Here is a 20,059-nt window from a genome sequence, read left to right on the forward strand (position 1 = left end):
GCCCTTTCCGAAAGGCTTATCAGTGAGCACCGAAGCGTACGTGTACGACGCGATCCGCACCCCGCGCGGCCGCGGCAAGGCGAACGGCGCCCTGCACGGCACCAAGCCCATCGACCTGGTCGTCGGACTCATCCACGAGATCCGCGACCGGTTCCCGGGCCTCGACCCGGCCGCGATCGACGACATCGTGCTCGGCGTCGTCGGCCCGGTCGGCGACCAGGGCTCCGACATCGCGCGCATCGCCGCGATCGCCGCCGGACTGCCCGACACCGTCGCCGGCGTCCAGGAGAACCGCTTCTGTGCCTCGGGCCTGGAAGCGGTCAACCTGGCCGCCATGAAGGTCCGTTCGGGCTGGGAGGACCTGGTGCTCGCGGGTGGCGTCGAGTCGATGTCGCGGGTGCCGATGGCCTCGGACGGCGGCGCCTGGTTCGCCGACCCGATGACCAACATCGAGACCAACTTCGTGCCGCAGGGCATCGGCGCCGACCTGATCGCGACCATCGAGGGGTTCACGCGCCGCGACGTCGACGAGTACGCGGCCCTCTCCCAGGAGCGCGCCGCCGCGGCCTGGAAGGACGGCCGCTTCGGCAGGTCCGTCGTGCCGGTCAGGGACCGCAGCGGCCTGGTCGTCCTCGACCACGACGAGCACCTGCGCCCGGGCACCACCGCCGACTCGCTCGGCCGGCTCAAGCCCTCCTTCGCCGACATCGGCGAACTCGGCGGCTTCGACGCGGTGGCCCTGCAGAAGTACCACTGGGTCGAGGAGATCGACCACGTCCACCACGCGGGCAACTCCTCCGGCATCGTGGACGGGGCCTCGCTCGTGGCGGTCGGCTCGCGCGAGGTCGGGGAGCGCTACGGCCTCACCCCGCGCGCCCGGATCGTCTCCGCGGCCGTCTCCGGCTCCGAGCCGACGATCATGCTCACCGGTCCCGCGCCCGCCACCCGCAAGGCCCTCGCCAAGGCCGGTCTGACCATCGACGACATCGACCTCGTCGAGATCAACGAGGCCTTCGCGGCGGTCGTGCTGCGCTTCGTGAAGGACATGGGCCTGTCCCTGGACAAGGTCAACGTCAACGGCGGTGCCATCGCGCTGGGTCACCCCCTCGGTGCCACCGGCGCGATGATCCTCGGCACCCTCGTCGACGAACTGGAGCGCCAGGACAAGCGCTACGGCCTCGCCACCCTGTGCGTCGGCGGCGGCATGGGCATCGCCACGATCATCGAGCGCCTGTAACTCCCCAGCGGCCCACGAGACCTACACGGAGACCCTCCTCATGACCGAGAGCACCACCATCCGCTGGGAACAGGACGAGACCGGCGTCGTCACCCTCGTCCTCGACGACCCCAACCAGTCCGCCAACACGATGAACCAGGCCTTCCGGGACTCCATCGCGGCGGTCGCCGAGCGCGCCGAGTCCGAGAAGGACTCCATCCGCGGCATCATCTACACCTCCGCCAAGAAGACCTTCTTCGCGGGCGGCGACCTGAAGGACATGATGAAGGTCGGCCCCGAGGACGCCCGGCAGGCGTTCGAGACGGGCACGGCCATCAAGTCCTCCCTGCGCCGCATCGAGACCCTCGGCAAGCCCGTCGTCGCCGCCATCAACGGCGCGGCCCTCGGCGGCGGTTACGAGATCGCCCTCGCCTCCCACCACCGCGTCGCGCTGGACGCCCCCGGCTCCAAGATCGGCCTGCCCGAGGTCACCCTCGGCCTGCTGCCCGCGGGCGGCGGCGTCACCCGCACCGTACGCCTCATGGGCATCGCCGACGCGCTGCTGAAGGTGCTGCTCCAGGGCACCCAGTACGCGCCGAAGCGGGCATTGGACAACGGCCTGGTCCACGAACTGGCCGCCACGCCCGAGGAGATGCTCGCCAAGGCGCGCGCCTTCATCGACGCCAACCCCGAGTCCCAGCAGCCCTGGGACAAGCCGGGTTACAAGATCCCCGGCGGCACGCCCTCGAACCCGCGGTTCGCCGCCAACCTGCCCGCCTTCCCGGCGAACCTGAAGAAGCAGCTGAACGGCGCTCCCTACCCGGCCCCGCGCAACATCCTCGCGGCCGCCGTCGAGGGTTCGCAGGTCGACTTCGAGACCGCGCTGACCATCGAGGCGCGCTACTTCACCGAGCTGGTCACCGGGCAGACCGCCAAGAACATGATCCAGGCGTTCTTCTTCGACCTGCAGGCGGTCAACTCCGGCGCCAACCGGCCCGACGGCATCGAGCCGCGCCCGGTCCGCAGGGTCGCCGTCCTCGGCGCCGGCATGATGGGCGCGGGCATCGCCTACTCGTGCGCCCGCGCCGGCATCGACGTCGTCCTGAAGGACGTGTCGGCCGACGCCGCGGCCAAGGGGAAGAGCTACTCGGAGAAGCTCTGCGCCAAGGCGGTCGCCAAGGGACGTACGACCCAGGAGAAGGCGGACGCGCTGCTGGCCCGCATCACCGCCACCGCCGACCCGCAGGACCTGGCGGGCTGTGACGCCGTGATCGAGGCGGTCTTCGAGGACACGTCGCTCAAGCACAAGGTGTTCCAGGAGATCCAGCACATCGTCGAGCCCGACGCGCTGCTGTGCTCCAACACCTCCACCCTGCCCATCACCGTGCTCGCCGAGGGCGTGGAGCGGCAGACCGACTTCATCGGGCTGCACTTCTTCTCGCCCGTCGACAAGATGCCACTGGTGGAGATCATCAAGGGCGAGTGGACCGGCGACGAGGCACTGGCCCGGGCCTTCGACCTGGTCCGGCAGATCAACAAGACCCCGATCGTGGTGAACGACTCCCGCGGCTTCTTCACCTCCCGTGTCATCGGGCACTTCATCAACGAGGGTGTCGCGATGGTCGGCGAGGGCGTCGAGCCCGCCTCCGTCGAGCAGGCGGCGGCGCAGGCCGGCTATCCGGCCAAGGTCCTCTCGCTCATGGACGAACTGACCCTCACCCTGCCGCGCAAGATCCGCCAGGAGTCCCGGCGCGCCGTCGAGGAGGCGGGCGGCACCTGGGCGGCCCACCCCGCCGAGGAGGTCATCGACCGGATGGTCGACGAGTTCGGCCGCCCGGGACGCAGCGGGGGAGCGGGCTTCTACGAGTACGGGGAGGACGGCAGGCGCGGCAAGCTGTGGCCCGGACTGCGCGAGCACTTCACGAAGCCGGGGTACCGCATCCCGTTCGAGGACATGCAGGAGCGCATGCTCTTCGCCGAGGCCCTGGACACCGTCCGCCTCCTGGAGGAGGGCGTCCTGACCTCCGTGGCCGACGCCAACATCGGGTCCGTCCTCGGCATCGGCTTCCCGGGCTGGACGGGCGGCGTGCTCCAGTACATCAACGGGTACGAGGGCGGCCCCGCCGGTTTCGTGACGCGCGCCCGTGAGCTGGCCGAGCGCTACGGCGACCGGTTCACGCCTCCGGCGCTGCTCGTCGAGAAGGCGGAGAAGGGCGAGCGGTTCGGCGACCGGTAGGAACGGAGCGACGGGACGGCGGGGCGGGGGAGCCGAGGACACTTCCCCGCCCCGCCGTACCGCGTCCGGATGCTGTGCACCGGTGGCCCGGGTCCGCCGTGCACCCGTGGCTCAGGTCTCCTTGAGCCACTCCCGCAGCTCCTCCTTCAGGGAGCGCTGGAAGCTGGTGAGCAGGGCCTGCACCACGAGCGGCTGCATGTGCGCGGACAGGGACTTGACCGCGGCGACGGACTCGCGCCCGCCCACCGCCTCCCGCAGCAGCGTGGACAGTTCGTGCGCCGCCGCCCGCGAGTGCTCCAGCAGGACGGTGCGCGCCGCGAGGATGGCCTCGTGCGCGATCGGCACGTCGAGGAGCTGGACGCCGAGCCGCAGCAGCCCCGGGTCCGCGCGGAACCCTCCGGAGGTGCGGACGATCAGGTCCATGGCGACGAGCCGGTCCAGGTCCGCCTCGTCCAGCGGCCGGCCCGCCTGCCGCTCAAGTTCCTCCAGGGAGACCTCCTCCGCGGTGTCCGGCGCCCACGAGGCGACCACGGCCCGGTGGATGGCGAGGTCCTGGGCGCTCAGGTCCGGCGGCAGCTGCTGGAGATAGCGCTCGATCGCCGCCAGCGTCATGCCCTGGTGCTGCAGCTCCTCGATGAGTGCCAGCCGACCCAGGTGCCGGCGGCTGTAGTGGCCCACCCGCCGCGGTCCGATCACGGGCGGCGGCAGCAGGCCCCTGGTGCTGTAGAAGCGGACCGTACGGACCGTGACGCCCGCCTGCGCGGCCAGTTCGTCGACCGTGAGCGTCGGCTCCTCGGTGTCCGTCGTCATGGCAGCCCCTCGCCTCTCCGGGTGGTGCGGTGATCCGGTGCAACAGTATTGCTGTCTCACCAGTGTTGTGAAAGCGGACGCGACGGCCCGGATCCGCCCTGACCGGGAGCCTCCTCATGCACGTTCCGGGCGCCGTGTACAGCCCTTGATCAGCATGTGAGATGCGCCGCTGTGTGAGATGGGCCATCGCATGCGGGCGGATCCGCGCGGGAAGGTGGCGCCTTGGTCCGTGCCACGACAGGAACGGCGCAGGCCAGACACATCCGGACACCCGTGTACGCGGTACGCGGGGGCACCAGAGAGTTGATCCACCCGTGAGCAAGGACGCCGTAGACACGGCCAGGGCTGCTTCCCGCACCGACGCCACCGGCACCCCCGCCGACGCGGGCGACGCCGGTTACAGCAAGGACCTCAAGGCCCGGCACGTCAACATGATCGCGATCGGCGGGGCGATCGGCACCGGACTCTTCCTCGGAGCCGGCGGCCGGCTCCACGACGCGGGCCCCGCGCTGGCCCTGGCCTACCTGGTCTGCGGCGTCTTCGCCTTCTTCGTCGTGCGCGCCCTCGGCGAGCTGGTCCTCTACCGGCCCTCCTCGGGGTCCTTCGTGTCGTACGCGCGCGAGTTCCTCGGCGAGAAGGGCGCGTACGTCGCCGGATGGATGTACTTCCTCAACTGGTCCACGACCGGGATCGCGGACATCACCGCCATCGCGCTCTACACGCACTACTGGAGCCTCTTCACCGACATCCCGCAGTGGGTCCTCGCCCTCGTCGCGCTCGCGGTGGTGCTGGCCGTGAACCTGATCTCGGTCAAGATCTTCGGTGAGATGGAGTTCTGGTTCGCGATCGTCAAGGTCGCCACGCTCGTGGCGTTCATGCTGGTCGGCATCTTCCTGCTGGCGACCCGGCACGAGGTCGGCGGCAGCACGCCGGGTGTCGGCGTCATCACGGACCACGGCGGATTCCTGCCGCACGGGGTCATGCCCGTCGTCCTGGTGATGCAGGGCGTGATCTTCGCCTACGCCGCCCTGGAGCTGGTCGGTGTCGCGGCGGGCGAGACCGCCGAGCCGGAGAAGGTCGTCCCGCGCGCGGTGAACTCGATCATGTGGCGGGTGGCCGTCTTCTACGTCGGCTCGGTCGTCCTGCTCGCCCTGCTGCTGCCCGGCTCGCTCTACTCGGCCGGCGAGAGCCCGTTCGTCACCGTGCTGTCGAAGATCGGCGTCCCGGCGGCGGGCGACGTGATGAACCTGGTGGTCCTGACGGCGGCGATGTCGTCGCTGAACTCCGGCCTGTACTCCACCGGCCGCATCCTGCGGTCCATGGCCATGGCGGGCTCCGCACCGAGGTTCACCGCCCGGATGAACCGCAGCCAGGTCCCGTACGGAGGCATCCTGCTGACCTGCGCGGTGTGCGTGCTCGGTGTCGTCCTGAACTACCTCATGCCGAGCCAGGCCTTCGAGATCGTCCTGAACGTGGCGTCCCTGGGCATCATCAGCACCTGGGTGATCATCATGATCTGCCATCTGGTGTTCGTCCGCCGCGCCCGGGAAGGCCTGGTGACCCGCCCCTCCTTCCGGCTCCCCGGCAGCCCGGTCACCGAGACCGTCACGATCGCCTTCCTCGTCGCCGTGCTGGGCCTGATGTGGAACGACCCGGAGGTCGGCCGCAAGACGCTGCTCCTCATCCCGCTGGTCGCGGCGCTGCTGGTCGGCGGCTGGTTCGCGGTGCGGCGCCGGGTCTCGCAGTCCACGGACCAGGAGCTGACCCGGCTCACCGACTAGCGCCCCGCCCCCGTCCGGCGGGCACGGGGCGCCGGCGGCGGCCCCGTCCCTTCCCGTCCCGAGACGGTGACTTTCGGTCAACTCTGGCGTAGATGTGGGTAAGTTCCGTACATGTGAGCGGGTAGATCCCGGTCATGGAACTGATTCCGTACCCCATAGGCCCGCTCAACCCGAAGGTGACCGACCTCCTCTTCGCGCTGCCGCTGTTCGCCGTGGTGTATCTCTACATCGCCCGCGTGCTGCCGCGGCTGCACCGGACGCTCGACGCCCGGCACGACGCGATCGAGGGCGCCGCGGAGCGGGCGGACGCCGTCCGGGCCGCCGCCGCGGCCGAGCGCGACCGGGCGGACAGGCTCCTGGCCGAGGCGCGCCACGACTCCGCCCGCGTCCGGCAGCGGGCCCGGGAAGAGGGTGTCGCCCTGATCGCCGCCGCCCGCGAGGACGGCCGGCGGGAGCGGGACGCGCTCGTCGCCCGGGCCGCGGCCCGCATCGCGTCCGAGCGGGCGGCCGCCGACGCCGAACTGCGCATGTCGGTCTCCGAGCTGGCGTCGGAGCTGGCGAGCCGCATCGTGGGCGAGCCTGTCGCGGCCCCGGCCGAATCCGGGCACTGACGGCCCGGACGAGCCCCTCCGGCGGGCCGTCCGCCCGCCACGGCGCGGGCGGACGGACGGGTGACCCCCGGCTTCCGCCGGGGGCCCGGTGTCAGTGCACCGTGTCGGTCGCGGCGATCTTCCTCCACGACCTGGGCCGGGCGGGCACACCGTCCGTCCCCGTCTCCCGCGCGATCGACGCACCCCGCGCCGCGGGCGCGTCCGGCTTCGAGGGCCGGTACAGCCAGGTGTCGAAGAGCGTGGCGAGCGACGCGCCGGACACCTTCTCCGCGTACGCCCGGAAGTCGTCCACGGACGCGTTGCCGTACGCGTGCTCCTTCGGCCAGCCCTTCAGCACGGCGAAGAACGCGTCGTCCCCGATCTCGTTGCGCAGCGCCTGCACCGCCAGTGCGCCCCGGTCGTAGACCGCGATGTCGAACTGGTGCTCCGCACCCGGGTCACCCGGCGCGACCGTCCAGAAGGCGTCGTCCGCCGGATGCGACGCGTACACGTAGTCCGCGAGCTCCTGCGCGGTGCCCTCGCCCTCGTGCTCCGACCACAGCCACTGCGCGTACCGCGCGAAACCCTCGTTGATCCAGATGTCCTTCCACGCCGAGAGGGACACGTCGTCGCCGTACCACTGGTGGGCCAGCTCGTGCACGACGACGGACGTGTTCGACCCGCTCGCGAACTGGCGGGGGCTGTAGAACACCCGGGTCTGGGTCTCCAGGGCGTATCCGGTAGTGGTGTTCGGGACGTAGCCGCCGACCGAGTTGAACGGGTAGGGGCCGAAGTAGCCCGTCAGCCAGTCGGTGATCTCCGCGGTGCGTTCGACGCTCGCCCGGGCGGCCCCGGCGTCGGCCCCGAGGTCCTTGCTGTACGCGTTGATCACGGGGACGCCGTCGGACGTCGCCCCCGTGGTGATGTCGAACCTCCCGACCGCGAGCGTGGTCAGGTACGTGGCCTGCGGTTTGCTGGACCGCCAGTTGTAGCGGGTCCAGCCCAGCCGCGAACTCGTCGACTGCAGGGTGCCGTTGGAGATCGCCTGGGTCCCGTCCGGCACCGACACCGACACGTCGTACGTCGCCTTGTCCCGCGGGTGGTCGTTGCTCGGATACCACCACCACGCCGCCTCGGGTTCGTCCGCCGCGACGGCGCCGTCGGGGGTGCGGTGCCAGGTCGAGAAGCCGTAGGCGGTCTTCGTGGACGGCACTCCGGCGTAGCGGACGACGATGGTGATCGGGGTGCCCTTCGCGAGGGGCCGGGCCGGAGTGATCTCCAGTTCGTGCTCGCCCGAACGCGCGAAGGACGCCTTCGCGCCGTTCACCCGCACCTCGCTCACATCGAGCAGGAAGTCCAGATCGAACCGCGACAGGTCCTGCTCCGCCGTCGCCAGGAGGGTCGCCGTCCCCTCCAACTCGTCCGTCCGGGGCTGGTACTTCAGCCGCAGGTCGTAGTGCGAGACGTCGTATCCGCCGTTGCCGTAGGCCGGGTAGTAGGGGTCGCCGATCCCCGGTGCCCCGGGGGAGACGTCGGCCGCCGATGCCGGGATCGCCAGCAGGAGGCAGGCCGCGAGCGCGCCCGGGGCGATGAGTCTGCGGTGCACGAGAGCTCCAAGTCGTAGGGTCAGGGAGTCTGTCCGGAGACTATTCAGTCGCCGCCGCCCCGGTCATGTCCACGGCCCCGCCTGTCACACGATCGCCATTCGGCCGACATGAGCCACGACGCCGTACGCACCTTGCAAGAGCCCCCTTTTGCACGGGAGTTGACCGGGGTACCTTCCGCGCATGCCGAAACGTGCGCGCCGTGTGCGCCTCACCGCCTGGAGATCTCTCGCGACCGCGGCCACCGCCGCCCTGCTGGCCTCCTTCGTGTCCCCCGCCGTCGCACACACCGCGCCACGGGAGAGCACACCGGTCTACTCCTACGAGAACGCCGTCCGCGAGTCCGTATGGGTCGACACCGGCCTGGACGGCGACGCCGACGGGAGGACGGACCGTGTGGCCGTCGACATCGTCCGCCCCCGCGAACCCGCCCAGCGGGGCCGCAAGGTACCCGTGATCATGGACGCCAGCCCGTACTACTCCTGCTGCGGGCGCGGCAACGAGAGCCAGAAGAAGACGTACGACGCGAACGGCGACGTCGTGCAGATGCCGCTGTTCTACGACAACTACTTCGTGCCGCGCGGCTACGCCTTCGTCGGCGTCGACCTGGCCGGAACCAACCGCTCCGACGGATGCGTGGACGTGGGCGGCCGCTCCGACGTCCAGTCCGCGAAAGCCGTCGTCGACTGGCTCAACGGGCGGGCCAAGGGCTACACGACCCGCACCGGCGCCGACCGTGCCCAGGCCGGCTGGACCAACGGCCGCACGGGCATGATCGGCAAGAGCTACGACGGCACGATCGCCAACGGCGTCGCCGCCACCGGAGTCGAGGGCCTGGAGACGATCGTCCCCATCAGCGCCATCTCCTCCTGGTACGACTACTACTTCGCCAAGGGCGCCCCGCTGTACGACTCCGGCCCCGAATGGCTCTCCGACTATGTCGAGAGCCCCGACGCCCGCGCACGGTGCGCCGCCGTCCAGCAGAAGCTCGTCGACCAGGCCCCGCGCACCGGTGACCTGACCCCGCTGTGGACCGAGCGCGACTACGTGCGCCACGCGGACCGCGTGCGGGCGAGCGTCTTCGTCGTCCACGGCATGCAGGACCTCAACGTCCGCACCAAGCACTTCGGCCAGTGGTGGAGCGCCCTCGCGAGGAACGGCGTCGAGCGCAGGATCTGGCTCTCCCAGACCGGCCACGTCGACCCCTTCGACTTCCGCCGCACCGCCTGGGTCGACACGCTGCACCGCTGGTTCGACCACGAACTCCTCGGCTACGACAACGGCGTCGACGACGAGCCGATGGCCGACATCGAGCGCGGCCCCGGCACCTGGGAGACCTCGCGCGTCTGGCCGCCGCGCGGCACGGACGCCGTACGCCTGCGTCCCGGCAAGGGCGCCCAGGCCGGCGTCGGCACCCTCGGGCTGCGCGCCGGGTCCGGAACCGAGACCTTCACCGACGACCCGCGGGCGAGCGAGACCGACTGGGCCGCCCGGATCGACCGGCCGACTCCCGAGAAGGCCGGCTTCACCACCCCGGTGCTGACGCGCGACCTCCGGCTGTCCGGCTCCTCCCGCGTGACCGTCACCGCCACCCCGACCACCTCGACCGCGCACCTCTCCGCGGTCCTGGTCGACCTGGGCCCGGACACCATCCGCGACTACGCCGCCTCCGGCGAGGGCATCACGACGCTCACGGGCCGCACCTGCTGGGGACCGAGCACGGCCGGCGACAGCTCCTGCTTCAAGGAGACGGCGGCCAGGACGGCGGACGTCGAGTACACGGTGATCAGCCGGGGCTGGGCCGACCTCGGCAACCACGCCTCGGACGCGAAGGGTGTCCCGCTCACCCCGGGCCGGGCCTACACCATCACGCTGGACCTGGCGGCCACCGACCACGTCGTCCCCAGGGGCCACCGCCTCGCGCTCGTCGTCGCGGGCACCGACAAGGACCTCATCGACCCGCCGTCGAGCACGCCGACGCTTGCGATCGACCTGTCGCGCACGTCGGCCCGGGTCCCGCTGGCCGGCGGCACCCGCGCCTTCGCCGCGGCGACCGCGAACCCCACCGGCATCACGCACCCGTCCGTCCTCGACGGCCTGCGCGACCCGAGCGCACCCAGCCGTGTCCCGGGAGGCGGCCACTGATGGTCCCCCGTCTGCGCGCCCTGGCCGTGGCGGTCACCGCCACGGCCCTGGCCGCCCCCCTCGTGACCGCGCCCGCGCACGCCACCGCGGCCCCGCCGCGCACCGGATTCGAGCGGACGAACGGAGCCCGCTGGACCACCCAGCCCGAGGAGCAGGACTTCCTCGCCGCCGTCGACCGGGGGAGCGACCGGGTCCTGGTCACCCGGATCGGCACCACCGGACAGGGCCGCCCGCTCCGACTCGCCCGCGTCGGCGCCCGGCACGCGGCCACCACCCTGCTCCTGGTGTGCAGCCAGCACGGCGACGAGCCGTCCGGCCGCGAGGCATGCCTCACCACGATCCGCGACCTCGCGTACGCCGAGGACGGGCGGACCCGGCGGTTCCTGAAGGACACCACGCTGCTTGTGGTGCCCACCGCCAACCCCGACGGCCGCGCCGCCGACACCCGGGGGAACGGCGACGGCGTCGACATCAACCGCGACCACCTCGCCCTGCACACGGCCGAGGCCCGCGCCATGGCGGCCGTCCTGCGCGACCGGCGGCCCGACGTCGTCCACGACCTGCACGAGTACGGAGCCACGCCCCCGTACTACGACAAGGACCTCTTCGACCTCTGGCCGCGCAACCTCAACACGGACCGCGCCGTGCACGACGAGGCGCACTCCCTGTCGCTGGACCACGTACGGCCCGCGGCACAGCGGGCGGGGTACTCGACCGGCACCTACGGCATCTGGACCGACCCGGCGACCGGCGACCCGGTGAAGCAGACGGCGGGCGACGGCCAGGAGCGCATCCTGCGGAACATGTCCGGCGTCAAGCACGCCGCCGGACTGCTCGTCGAGAGCCGCGTCGACCCGCTCACGGAGGCCGAACGGGCGGACCCGGCCCTCAACCACCGGCGCCGTGTGCACTCCCAGCTGGCCGCCCTGGGCGGCTTGTTCGCGTACGCCCGCGAGCGCGGCCCCCGCCTCGCCGCCGCCACGGCCGCCGCCCGCCGCGCCGGCCTCCGGGACAGCGGCCCGGTGTACCTCGGCGGAGCCGACAACGACCCGGCCGAACCCGCCGAGGTGATCCAGGACCCGCCCTGCGGTTACCGGCTCACCGCGGACCGGTACGCGGACCTGCGCGACGAGCTCGCCCTGCACGGCGTGCGGGCCGACCGCGACGGCGACGGGGTCCTCGTCCGCCTCCGCCAGCCGATGCGCGCCCTCGTTCCGCTGCTCCTGGACGGGCGCGCGCCGTACCACCTCACGAGCGCGGAACCCGACACCGACTGCTGAGCCCCTTGCGTTCGGTGGTACCTGTGATAGGTCGTATGGGCGTAATGAGGCAATAACGCCCATACGACTTCCAGGGGAAGGTGCGGCGGATGACAGACGACCTGAAGGAACGGGGAGGCCGGGGGGATCCGTCCGACGTCCCCGGTGGCTCCGGCCACCACACCGACCGGGTGGTGTTCGGTGTCACCGCCGTCCTGACCCTGGCCTTCGTGATCTGGGGCTCGGTCGCCACCGACTCCCTGGAGAGCGTCTCCACCACGATGCTCAAAGGCCTGATCCACAATGGCGGTTGGGCCTTCATGCTGGCCGCCTCCTGCTTCGTGGTCTTCGCGCTGTGGCTCGCGATCAGCCGCTACGGCAGGATCCACCTCGGCGCCGAGGGCGAGGAGCCCGAGTTCCGCACGGTGTCGTGGGTCGCGATGATGTTCAGCGCCGGCATGGGCATCGGCCTGATGTTCTACGGAGTGAGCGAGCCGCTGTCGCACTACACCACGCCCCCGCCGGGCACCTCGCCCGCGGACTCCGGCGAACGCATGCAGACGGCGATGGCCACCACCCTGTTCCACTGGACACTGCACCCGTGGGCGATCTACGCGGTGGTCGGCCTCGCCATCGCCTACAGCACCTTCCGCAAGCGCCGGCGCCAGACCATCAGCGCCGTCTTCACCCCGCTCATCGGCGAGAGGCACGCGAGCGGCACCGCCGGCCGGGTGATCGACATCCTGGCGATCATCGCCACCGTCTTCGGCTCCGCGGCCTCACTGGGCCTCGGCGCACTCCAGATCGGCTCCGGATTCCAGGAACTCGACTGGATGGACTCGGTGAGCACGGGACTGCTCGTCGCCATCATCGCCGTCCTCACCGTGGCGTTCGTCGCCTCGGCCGTCTCCGGCGTGGAGAAGGGCATCCAGTGGCTGTCCAACATCAATATGGTGCTCGCGCTGGTGCTCGCCGTCTTCGTGTTCGTCGCCGGCCCGACCATCATCGTCCTCGACCTGCTGCCCACCTCGATCTTCGCCTACCTCGGTGACCTGCCCCAGCTCGCCGGGCGCACCGAGGCCAGCGGCGGCGAGGGCGTCGCGGAGTGGCTGAGCAGCTGGACCGTCTTCTACTGGGCCTGGTGGATCTCCTGGACGCCGTTCGTCGGCATGTTCATCGCGCGCATCAGCCGCGGGCGCACCATCCGCCAGTTCGTCGGCGGTGTGATCCTCGTCCCCAGCAGCGTCAGCCTGGTCTGGTTCGCCGTCTTCGGCGGGACGGCGATGAAGCTCAAGGAGGGCGGCGCACTCCGCGGCGAGTCCACCCCCGAGGGGCAACTCTTCGGCGTGCTGCAGGAGTTCCCGATCGCGACCGCCACCAGCCTGCTCGTGATGGTCCTGGTCGGCATCTTCTTCGTCTCGGGCGCCGACGCCGCGTCCATCGTGATGGGCACGCTGTCGCAGAAGGGAGCGCTCGAACCGGCGCGCACGGTCGTGGTGTTCTGGGGTGTGGTGACCGGCGCCGTCGCCGCCATCATGCTGCTCGTCGGCAGCGGCCAGGGCGACGCGCTCACCGGTCTGCAGAACCTCACGATCCTCGCCGCGGCGCCCTTCGTCGTCGTCATGATCGGGATGTGTGTGGCCCTCATGCGCGACCTGCGCCAGGACCCGGTCATCGTGCGCGGCGTGATGGGCTCCGAGGCCGTCGAACTCGCCGTGATGGAGGGGCACAGGAAGTACGACGGCGACTTCGAGATCAGGATCGGGCCCGGCGTCGGCACGGACACGGAGGGCGACCCGCTCGGGCACGACCACGGCTGAGGTGTCAGCGGGAGGCGAGCCCGGCCGCCTCCCGTGCACACCCCCAGGCCACGGTGGCGCCCGCGCCGCCGTGACCGTAGTTGTGCACCAGCAGCCGTCCGCCGGGCAGTTCCTCACGCTCCAGCCGCACGGCGTCGCGGACCGGCCGCAGGCCCACGCGATGGCCGAGGACACGAGCCCCGGCGATCTCCGGACGCAGCCGTGTGCACCGCTCGACGATCCGCTCGGCCACCGCCGGATCCGGGGTGAGCGACCAGTCGTCCTCGTCGGTCGTGCCGCCCAGGACCAGCCGGTCCGGCTGCGGGAAGAGATACGTGGTCGTCCCGGCCGCCGCGCCGGTCGACACGACGTACGTGCGCAGGCCCGGGTTCTCGACGATCACCAACTGCCCGCGCACCGGCCGGACCGCGGGGTCCGGCACGAGGGCACGGGCGCCGATCCCCGTGCAGTTGACGACGACCGGCGCCGCGGCCGCCGCTTCCGCGAGGTCCGTGACCGTGCGCTTCTCGACCGTCCCGCCGGTCCTCAGCAGGCGCTCGGTGAGCCACCGCAGATGCACCGGCATGTCGAGGAGCGGCAGCCGCGCCCACAGCGCCGGGCCCGGGTACTCCTCGGCCGTCGCCGCCCGCAGCCCCGGCACCCGGGCGGTCCACGGGTCCCGTGCGTCCAGTCCGGTCTCGCCCAGTACGCCCTCGACCATGCGTACGCCGGTCTCCTCGGGTCGCGCCGCGAGCTCGGTGTACACGGACAGCGACCGCAGGGCCCAGGCGCGGGCGAGCGCCGCCGGTTCGACGCGGTACGGCCACCACAGGGCGCCGGCAACGGCCGAGGTGGTCAGCCCGGCGGGGTCCCGCGTCCACACCCGGACCCGGCGCCCGCTCTCGGCCAGCACCACCGCGGTCGTCAGCCCGATCACGCCGCTGCCGACCACGACCACGTCACCGCTCGGGGCTCTCGTCACGCGGGGACGCTAGCGGAATATGTCATGCCGTGCTCACCGCGCCGTCGCTCTGGGGATACTCACAGCATGTCTGCCGAGTACGCGACCTTCGGCCTGGCACCGGCGATGCGTGCCGGTGAAGTCCTCGCAGGCGGTGACGTGCAGGTCCACCGGGACTTCGTCGACTTCATCGTCGACGGGCGTCCGCTGATGTTCCGGCTCACCGACCTCGACGCCGTCTCCCCGCTCGCCTCCGACGTGCCGCCCGCGCTCCTCGGCGCCCAGGTGCGGGGACTCCTGCTGGAGGACGAGGCGCCGCTGGACGGCGGCCGCCATGTCGTCTACGGCTGCCCCGAGTGCCGCGGCATCGAGTGCGGCGCCGTCACCGCGGTCATCGAGCGCGCCGGCGACGACTACGTGTGGCGCGACTTCGCCTGGCAGACCGGCGGGCACGTGGACCTGGAGCGGAACGGCTACCACGGCATCGGTCCGTTCCGCTTCCGCGGCACCGAGTACCGGAACGCCCTGAGCACCCTGCTCGACGGCGGGTCCACGGCGAGCCGCCGGGTCCTGCTGATCGGTGCCCGCGTCGCCGTCCTCGCCAGGCTCGCCGCCGCCCTGCGCGCCATCGGCATCGGCGCCGACATCACGCACGATGCCTCCGACGTCACCGCCGACGAGCTGCGCCGGTACGGCGCGGTGGCCTTCGGCCGCGCGGTGGGCGAGCCGGAGCGCGCCGCCGTGCGCCGGTCCTTCGAGCGGGCGGGCGCCGACGTCGCCTATGTGGACGGGCTCGCACCGATCGTCCCGCTCCTGGTCGCCCAGATCGAGGGCGCCCTCGACCGCAGTCCCCCCGAGCACCGCCGCCTCGTCGGGCTGGCCGCCGCCGGCGGCGAGGCGGGCATCGAGGTCACCTCCGCGTGCCGCGTCCGGCTCACCGCCCACCGGCTGGACCGGCTGTACCGCACCCGCACGCACGAGGTCTTCGACGGCGTCCTGGAGGCGGGCCACCACCGGCTCCCGCTGGACGCCGCGGCGGTGCGGGGACGGTCCTTCCTCGTCGCGCGCACGCCCGGAAGCGTGCTGGTGGAGGCGATGGCCCCTTGACGGGACCGCGACCGGCCGCGGGTTTCCGGGCCGGTCGCGGCGCCCGGAAAACCGGGGCGGGTCCGGGAGGGCGGGGCCAGTAGGATCGGCGGTCTGATGACTGCCACTCTCGTCGCCAAGAACCTCGCCGCCGGACACGGGGACCGCTCCCTCTTCTCCGGGCTCGACCTCGTCGTCGCACCCGGCGACGTGATCGGGCTCGTCGGTGCCAACGGCGCAGGCAAGTCCACCCTGCTGCGGCTGCTCGCCGGGCTCCTCACCCCGGAGGAGGGCGAGCTGCGGCTGTCCCCGCCGACCGCCTCCGTCGGACACCTGCCCCAGGAGCCGGAGCGGCGGCCCGGCGAGACCGTGCGGGAGTTCCTGGCACGCCGGACGGGCGTGGCCGAGGCGCAGCGGGTGATGGACGAGGCCACCCAGGGACTCGTGGACGGAACACCCGGCGCCGACGACGCGTACGCGGACAGCCTGGAGCACTGGCTGGGACTCGGCGGCGCCGACCTGGACGAGCGGGCCGAGGAGGTCGCCGACTCCCTCGGGCTCGGCGTCGGCCTCGACCAGCCGATGACCTCCCTGTCCGGCGGCCAGGCCGCCCGCGCGGGTCTCGCCTCCCTGCTCCTCTCCCGCTACGACGTCTTCCTGCTCGACGAGCCCACGAACGACCTCGACCTGGACGGACTGGAGCGGCTGGAACGCTTCGTCGGACAGCTGCGCGCCGGGACCGTCGTCGTCAGCCACGACCGCGAGTTCCTCACCCGCACCGTCACCAAGGTGCTGGAACTCGACCTGGCACAGCAGGAGATCACCCTCTACGGCGGCGGATACGAGGCCTACCTGGAGGAGCGCGAGACCGCCCGCCGGCACGCCCGCGAGGACTACGAGGAGTACGCCGACAAGCGGTCCGCGCTCGAAGGCCGCGCCCAGATGCAGCGCTCCTGGATGGACAAGGGCGTCAAGAACGCCCGCCGCAAGGCGGGCAACGACAACGACAAGATCGGCCGCAAGTTCCGCAGCGAGGCCAGCGAGAAGCAGGCCGCGAAGGCCCGGCAGACCCAGCGCATGATCGAGCGGCTGGACACCGTCGACGAGCCCCGCAAGGAGTGGGAGCTGCGGATGGAGATCGCGTCGGCGCCCCGTTCGGGTGCGGTCGTCGCGACGCTGCGGGACGCCGAAGTGCGGCGCGGGGGCTTCACGTTCGGGCCGGCGACCCTCCAGATCGACTGGGCGGACCGGGTCGCGGTCACCGGCGCGAACGGCGCGGGCAAGTCGACGCTGCTCGGTGCCCTGCTGGGCCGGGTCCCGCTGGACGCGGGCCACGCCGCCCTCGGCTCCGGCGTCGTGGTCGGCGAGGTCGACCAGGCCCGCAAGCTGTTCCACGGCTCGGAGTCCCTGCTCGACGCCTTCAGCGCGACCGTCCCGGACACCGAACCGGCCGAAGTGCGCACCCTGCTGGCCAAGTTCGGTCTCAAGTCGCACCACGTGCTGCGCCCGGCGGCATCCCTCTCGCCCGGCGAGCGCACCCGCTCCGCGCTGGCGCTGCTCCAGGGCCGCGGGGTGAACCTGCTGGTCCTGGACGAACCGACGAACCACCTGGACCTGCCCGCCATCGAGCAGCTGGAGTCGGCCCTCGACTCCTACGAGGGCACGCTGCTCCTGGTCACCCACGACCGCCGCATGCTGAACGCGGTCAGCACGACCCGTCGGCTCGAAGTGGCCGACGGCAAGGTCACCGAGCGCTGAGCGGGCCTCACGGACAGCCGGGACGGCCGGGCCGGGCCACCGCGCGTGACCCGGCCCCGGACGGCACCCGCCGTCAGCGGCCCCGCTTGGGATCCACCAGCCCCGCACGCCGCAGGGCGTCCGCCATCGCGCTGTTGCCGGGTGCCGGCGCCTGACGCGACCCGCCTCCGCCGCCTCCGCCGCTCCCGCGGCCCTGGCGCGGCTGCTGCTGACGTTGCTGACGCTGCTGCGGCGGTCGGCCCGCCCGCTGGGGACGCCCGCCGTCCTGCTGCTCGCCCTGGGGCGCCGCCTCGTCGTCCAGCCGCAGCGTCAGCGCGATCCGCTTGCGCGGGAGGTCGACGTCGAGGACCTTCACCTTGACGATGTCTCCGGGCTTCACGACATCGCGCGGATCCTTGACGAACGTCTTGGACATCGCGGACACATGGACCAGACCGTCCTGGTGGACGCCCACGTCGACGAAGGCGCCGAAGGCCGCGACATTCGTGACGACGCCCTCCAGCACCATCCCCGAGGACAGGTCGGAGAGCTTCTCGACGCCCTCCTTGAAGGTGGCCGTCTTGAAGGCGGGCCGCGGGTCGCGCCCCGGCTTCTCCAGTTCCTTCAGGATGTCCGTCACGGTCGGCAGACCGAACGTGTCGTCCACGAAGTCGGCCGGCCTCAGGGAGCGCAGCACGCCCGTGTTGCCGATCAGGGACGCGACGCCGTCGCCCGCCGTCTTCACCATCCGGCGCACCACCGGGTACGCCTCCGGGTGCACGCTCGACGCGTCCAGCGGGTCGTCGCCGCCACGGATGCGCAGGAAGCCAGCGCACTGCTCATACGCCTTGGGGCCGAGCCGGGCCACGTCCTTCAGCGCCCTGCGGGAGCGGAACGGGCCGTTCGCGTCGCGGTGGGCCACGATGTTCTCGGCGAGGCCCGAGGTGATGCCGGAGACCCGGGAGAGCAGCGGCGCGGAGGCCGTGTTCACGTCGACGCCCACGCCGTTCACGCAGTCCTCGACCACCGCGTCCAGCGAGCGCGACAGCTTCACCTCGGACAGGTCGTGCTGGTACTGCCCGACGCCGATCGACTTGGGGTCGATCTTCACCAGTTCCGCCAGCGGGTCCTGGAGCCGGCGGGCGATGGAGACGGCGCCGCGCAGGGACACGTCCATGCCGGGAAGCTCCTGCGAGGCGAACGCGGACGCCGAGTACACGGACGCGCCCGCCTCGGAGACCATCACCTTGGTGAGGTTCAACTCCGGGTGCTTCGCGATGAGTTCACCGGCGAGCTTGTCGGTCTCGCGGGAGGCCGTGCCGTTGCCGATGGAGACGAGCTCGACCGCGTGCTCCTTGGCCAGTCGGGCGAGCTTGGCGACGGCCTCGTCCCACCTGTTCGCCGGGACGTGCGGATGGATGACGTCCGTGGCGACGACCTTGCCGGTGGCGTCGACCACGGCCACCTTGACGCCCGTACGGAAACCGGGGTCGAGCCCCAGCGTCGCCCGGGTGCCCGCGGGGGCGGCGAGCAGCAGGTCCCGCAGGTTCGCCGCGAACACGTTGACGGCCTCGTCCTCGGCGGCCGTGCGCAGCCGCAGCCGCAGATCGATGCCGAGGTGGACGAGCAGACGGGTCCGCCAGGCCCAGCGGACCGTGTCCGTCAGCCACTTGTCACCGGGGCGGCCGCGGTCGGCGATTCCGAAGCGGTGGGCGACGATCCCCTCGTACGACGACGGTCCGGGCCGCTCCGAGGGCTCCTCCGGCTCCAGGACGAGGTCCAGCACCTCCTCCTTCTCGCCGCGCAGCATGGCGAGGACGCGGTGCGAAGGGAGCTTGGTGAAGGGCTCGGCGAAGTCGAAGTAGTCCGCGAACTTGGCGCCGGCCTCCTCCTTGCCCTCCCGGACCCTGGCGACCAGCCGGCCGCGCACCCACATGCGCTCACGCAGCTCGCCGATCAGGTCGGCATCCTCCGAGAAGCGCTCGGTGAGGATGGCCCGCGCGCCGTCCAGCGCGGCCTGCGCGTCCGCGACCCCCTTGCCGGCGTCGACGAAGGCCGCGGCGGCGGCGAGCGGTTCGACCGACGGGTCGCCGAGCAGCCCGTCGGCCAGCGGCTCCAGCCCCGCCTCACGGGCGATCCGGGCCTTGGTGCGCCGCTTCGGCTTGAAGGGCAGGTAGATGTCCTCCAGGCGCGCCTTCGTCTCGGCGCCGCGGATCCGCGCCTCGAGCTCCTCGGTGAGCCTGCCCTGCTCGCGCACCGAGTCGAGGATCGCGGAGCGCCGGTCCTCGAGCTCCCGCAGATAGCGCAGCCGCTCCTCGAGCGTGCGCAGCTGCGCATCGTCGAGCATCTCGGTCGCTTCCTTGCGGTAGCGGGCGATGAAGGGCACCGTCGAGCCGCCGTCGAGCAAGTCGACCGCGGCCTTGACCTGCCGCTCCCGTACGCCGAGTTCCTCGGCGATCCTGCCTTCGATGGACCCTACGAGGGGTGTCGTCACGATCCCGTACCGCCTTCTCCACTGGGGTTGCGCGGCAATTGTGGCAGGTGACACCGACAGCGGGGGATCAGGGCGGCCCCGCAGCGCGCCGGGAGCCGGACGCGGTCTGACGCGTCCGGCTCCCGGTACGAGGATCGTGAACGGGCCGTGCGGCCCGGGTGGCGCTCAGGCCCTGCGTGCCCCGCCGGAGCGCGAGGCGCCGCCGAACAACCGGGCCACCGCCCGGAACGGCAGGGTCACCACCGTGGCAATGGCTCCACCGATCTGCCGCAACACGTCTGCGATCGCACGAAACACGCGCTTCCCCTTTCGTCTCCCGGCACATGGACTCCCGTCAATCT

General features: G+C 71.9%; 14 protein-coding genes. 9 read left to right on the forward strand and 5 right to left on the reverse strand.

Going from position 1 to position 20,059, the window contains the following annotated elements; all coding sequences use genetic code 11:
• The first annotated feature begins 22 nt into the window (after positions 1–22).
• Together ACZ4NT_RS22310 and ACZ4NT_RS22315 are read left to right on the forward strand one after the other, a co-directional pair.
• The gene (locus ACZ4NT_RS22310; protein ID WP_121407230.1) at positions 23–1,237 is read left to right on the forward strand and encodes an acetyl-CoA C-acetyltransferase; all 1,215 of its coding nucleotides are present in this window, start codon (positions 23–25) and stop codon (positions 1,235–1,237) included.
• A 40-nt stretch (positions 1,238–1,277) separates the two neighbouring features.
• Positions 1,278–3,452: a 3-hydroxyacyl-CoA dehydrogenase NAD-binding domain-containing protein gene (locus ACZ4NT_RS22315; RefSeq protein WP_467727121.1), complete on the forward strand. Its 2,175-nt coding sequence runs from the start codon at positions 1,278–1,280 to the stop codon at positions 3,450–3,452.
• A gap of 111 nt (positions 3,453–3,563) precedes the next feature.
• On the opposite strand, the gene ACZ4NT_RS22320 is transcribed toward ACZ4NT_RS22315, so the two are convergent.
• Positions 3,564–4,262, reverse strand: coding sequence for a MerR family transcriptional regulator (locus tag ACZ4NT_RS22320; protein ID WP_467727123.1), 699 nt, complete (start codon positions 4,260–4,262; stop codon positions 3,564–3,566).
• 314 nt (positions 4,263–4,576) lie between these two features.
• On the opposite strand from ACZ4NT_RS22320, the gene ACZ4NT_RS22325 reads away from it, so the two are divergent.
• A complete protein-coding gene (locus ACZ4NT_RS22325) occupies positions 4,577–6,043 on the forward strand; it encodes an amino acid permease (protein ID WP_121407233.1) in 1,467 nt (488 codons plus the stop codon).
• 134 nt (positions 6,044–6,177) lie between these two features.
• On the forward strand, positions 6,178–6,654 hold the full coding sequence (locus ACZ4NT_RS22330; RefSeq protein ID WP_121407234.1) for a F0F1 ATP synthase subunit B family protein: 477 nt from the start codon (positions 6,178–6,180) through the stop codon (positions 6,652–6,654).
• A 91-nt stretch (positions 6,655–6,745) separates the two neighbouring features.
• Here the strand turns inward: ACZ4NT_RS22330 and ACZ4NT_RS22335 are convergent, their stop codons facing one another.
• Positions 6,746–8,239 carry a M1 family metallopeptidase gene (locus ACZ4NT_RS22335; protein ID WP_467727126.1) on the reverse strand — a complete coding sequence of 498 codons (1,494 nt, stop codon included), beginning with the start codon at positions 8,237–8,239 and terminating at the stop codon, positions 6,746–6,748.
• A 181-nt stretch (positions 8,240–8,420) separates the two neighbouring features.
• Here ACZ4NT_RS22335 and ACZ4NT_RS22340 point away from each other — a divergent pair, with 181 nt between their 5' ends.
• From ACZ4NT_RS22340 to ACZ4NT_RS22350, 3 genes are all read left to right on the forward strand, one after another.
• Entirely contained in the window at positions 8,421–10,382 is a 1,962-nt protein-coding gene (locus ACZ4NT_RS22340) for a Xaa-Pro dipeptidyl-peptidase (protein WP_467727128.1), read from the forward strand.
• Positions 10,382–11,662 (forward strand): M14 family metallopeptidase, encoded by a 1,281-nt coding sequence (locus ACZ4NT_RS22345; RefSeq protein WP_467727130.1) that lies wholly within the window; start codon positions 10,382–10,384, stop codon positions 11,660–11,662. Before ACZ4NT_RS22340 ends, ACZ4NT_RS22345 begins: the two co-directional genes overlap by 1 nt.
• 89 nt (positions 11,663–11,751) lie before the next feature.
• Positions 11,752–13,461 (forward strand): BCCT family transporter, encoded by a 1,710-nt coding sequence (locus ACZ4NT_RS22350; RefSeq protein WP_121407237.1) that lies wholly within the window; start codon positions 11,752–11,754, stop codon positions 13,459–13,461.
• Between the two features lie 4 nt (positions 13,462–13,465).
• On the opposite strand, the gene ACZ4NT_RS22355 is transcribed toward ACZ4NT_RS22350, so the two are convergent.
• Positions 13,466–14,422, reverse strand: coding sequence for an FAD-dependent oxidoreductase (locus tag ACZ4NT_RS22355; RefSeq protein WP_467727132.1), 957 nt, complete (start codon positions 14,420–14,422; stop codon positions 13,466–13,468).
• Positions 14,423–14,488: 66 nt separating this feature from the next.
• Between ACZ4NT_RS22355 and ACZ4NT_RS22360 the strand changes: the two genes are divergently transcribed.
• Both ACZ4NT_RS22360 and ACZ4NT_RS22365 read left to right on the forward strand, forming a co-directional pair.
• Positions 14,489–15,508 carry an oxidoreductase gene (locus ACZ4NT_RS22360; RefSeq protein ID WP_121407239.1) on the forward strand — a complete coding sequence of 340 codons (1,020 nt, stop codon included), beginning with the start codon at positions 14,489–14,491 and terminating at the stop codon, positions 15,506–15,508.
• Between the two features lie 96 nt (positions 15,509–15,604).
• Positions 15,605–17,245 carry an ABC-F family ATP-binding cassette domain-containing protein gene (locus tag ACZ4NT_RS22365; protein WP_467727135.1) on the forward strand — a complete coding sequence of 547 codons (1,641 nt, stop codon included), beginning with the start codon at positions 15,605–15,607 and terminating at the stop codon, positions 17,243–17,245.
• A 73-nt stretch (positions 17,246–17,318) separates the two neighbouring features.
• On the opposite strand, the gene ACZ4NT_RS22370 is transcribed toward ACZ4NT_RS22365, so the two are convergent.
• On the reverse strand, positions 17,319–19,718 hold the full coding sequence (locus ACZ4NT_RS22370) for a Tex family protein (protein ID WP_467727137.1): 2,400 nt from the start codon (positions 19,716–19,718) through the stop codon (positions 17,319–17,321).
• 165 nt (positions 19,719–19,883) lie between these two features.
• Entirely contained in the window at positions 19,884–20,015 is a 132-nt protein-coding gene (locus tag ACZ4NT_RS22375; RefSeq protein WP_467727139.1) for an LPFR motif small protein, read from the reverse strand.
• Positions 20,016–20,059: the final 44 nt, after the last annotated feature.

Source organism: Streptomyces sp. NPDC026417 (assembly GCF_055567695.1).

Coding starts and splice junctions, on each gene's coding strand:
- ACZ4NT_RS22315 (WP_467727121.1), top strand. CDS start 1,278: ATGACCGAGAGCACCACCATCCGCTGGGAACAGGACGAGACCGGCGTC.
- ACZ4NT_RS22320 (WP_467727123.1), bottom strand. CDS start 4,262: ATGACGACGGACACCGAGGAGCCGACGCTCACGGTCGACGAACTGGCC.
- ACZ4NT_RS22330 (WP_121407234.1), top strand. CDS start 6,178: ATGGAACTGATTCCGTACCCCATAGGCCCGCTCAACCCGAAGGTGACC.
- ACZ4NT_RS22340 (WP_467727128.1), top strand. CDS start 8,421: ATGCCGAAACGTGCGCGCCGTGTGCGCCTCACCGCCTGGAGATCTCTC.
- ACZ4NT_RS22345 (WP_467727130.1), top strand. CDS start 10,382: ATGGTCCCCCGTCTGCGCGCCCTGGCCGTGGCGGTCACCGCCACGGCC.
- ACZ4NT_RS22350 (WP_121407237.1), top strand. CDS start 11,752: ATGACAGACGACCTGAAGGAACGGGGAGGCCGGGGGGATCCGTCCGAC.
- ACZ4NT_RS22360 (WP_121407239.1), top strand. CDS start 14,489: ATGTCTGCCGAGTACGCGACCTTCGGCCTGGCACCGGCGATGCGTGCC.
- ACZ4NT_RS22365 (WP_467727135.1), top strand. CDS start 15,605: ATGACTGCCACTCTCGTCGCCAAGAACCTCGCCGCCGGACACGGGGAC.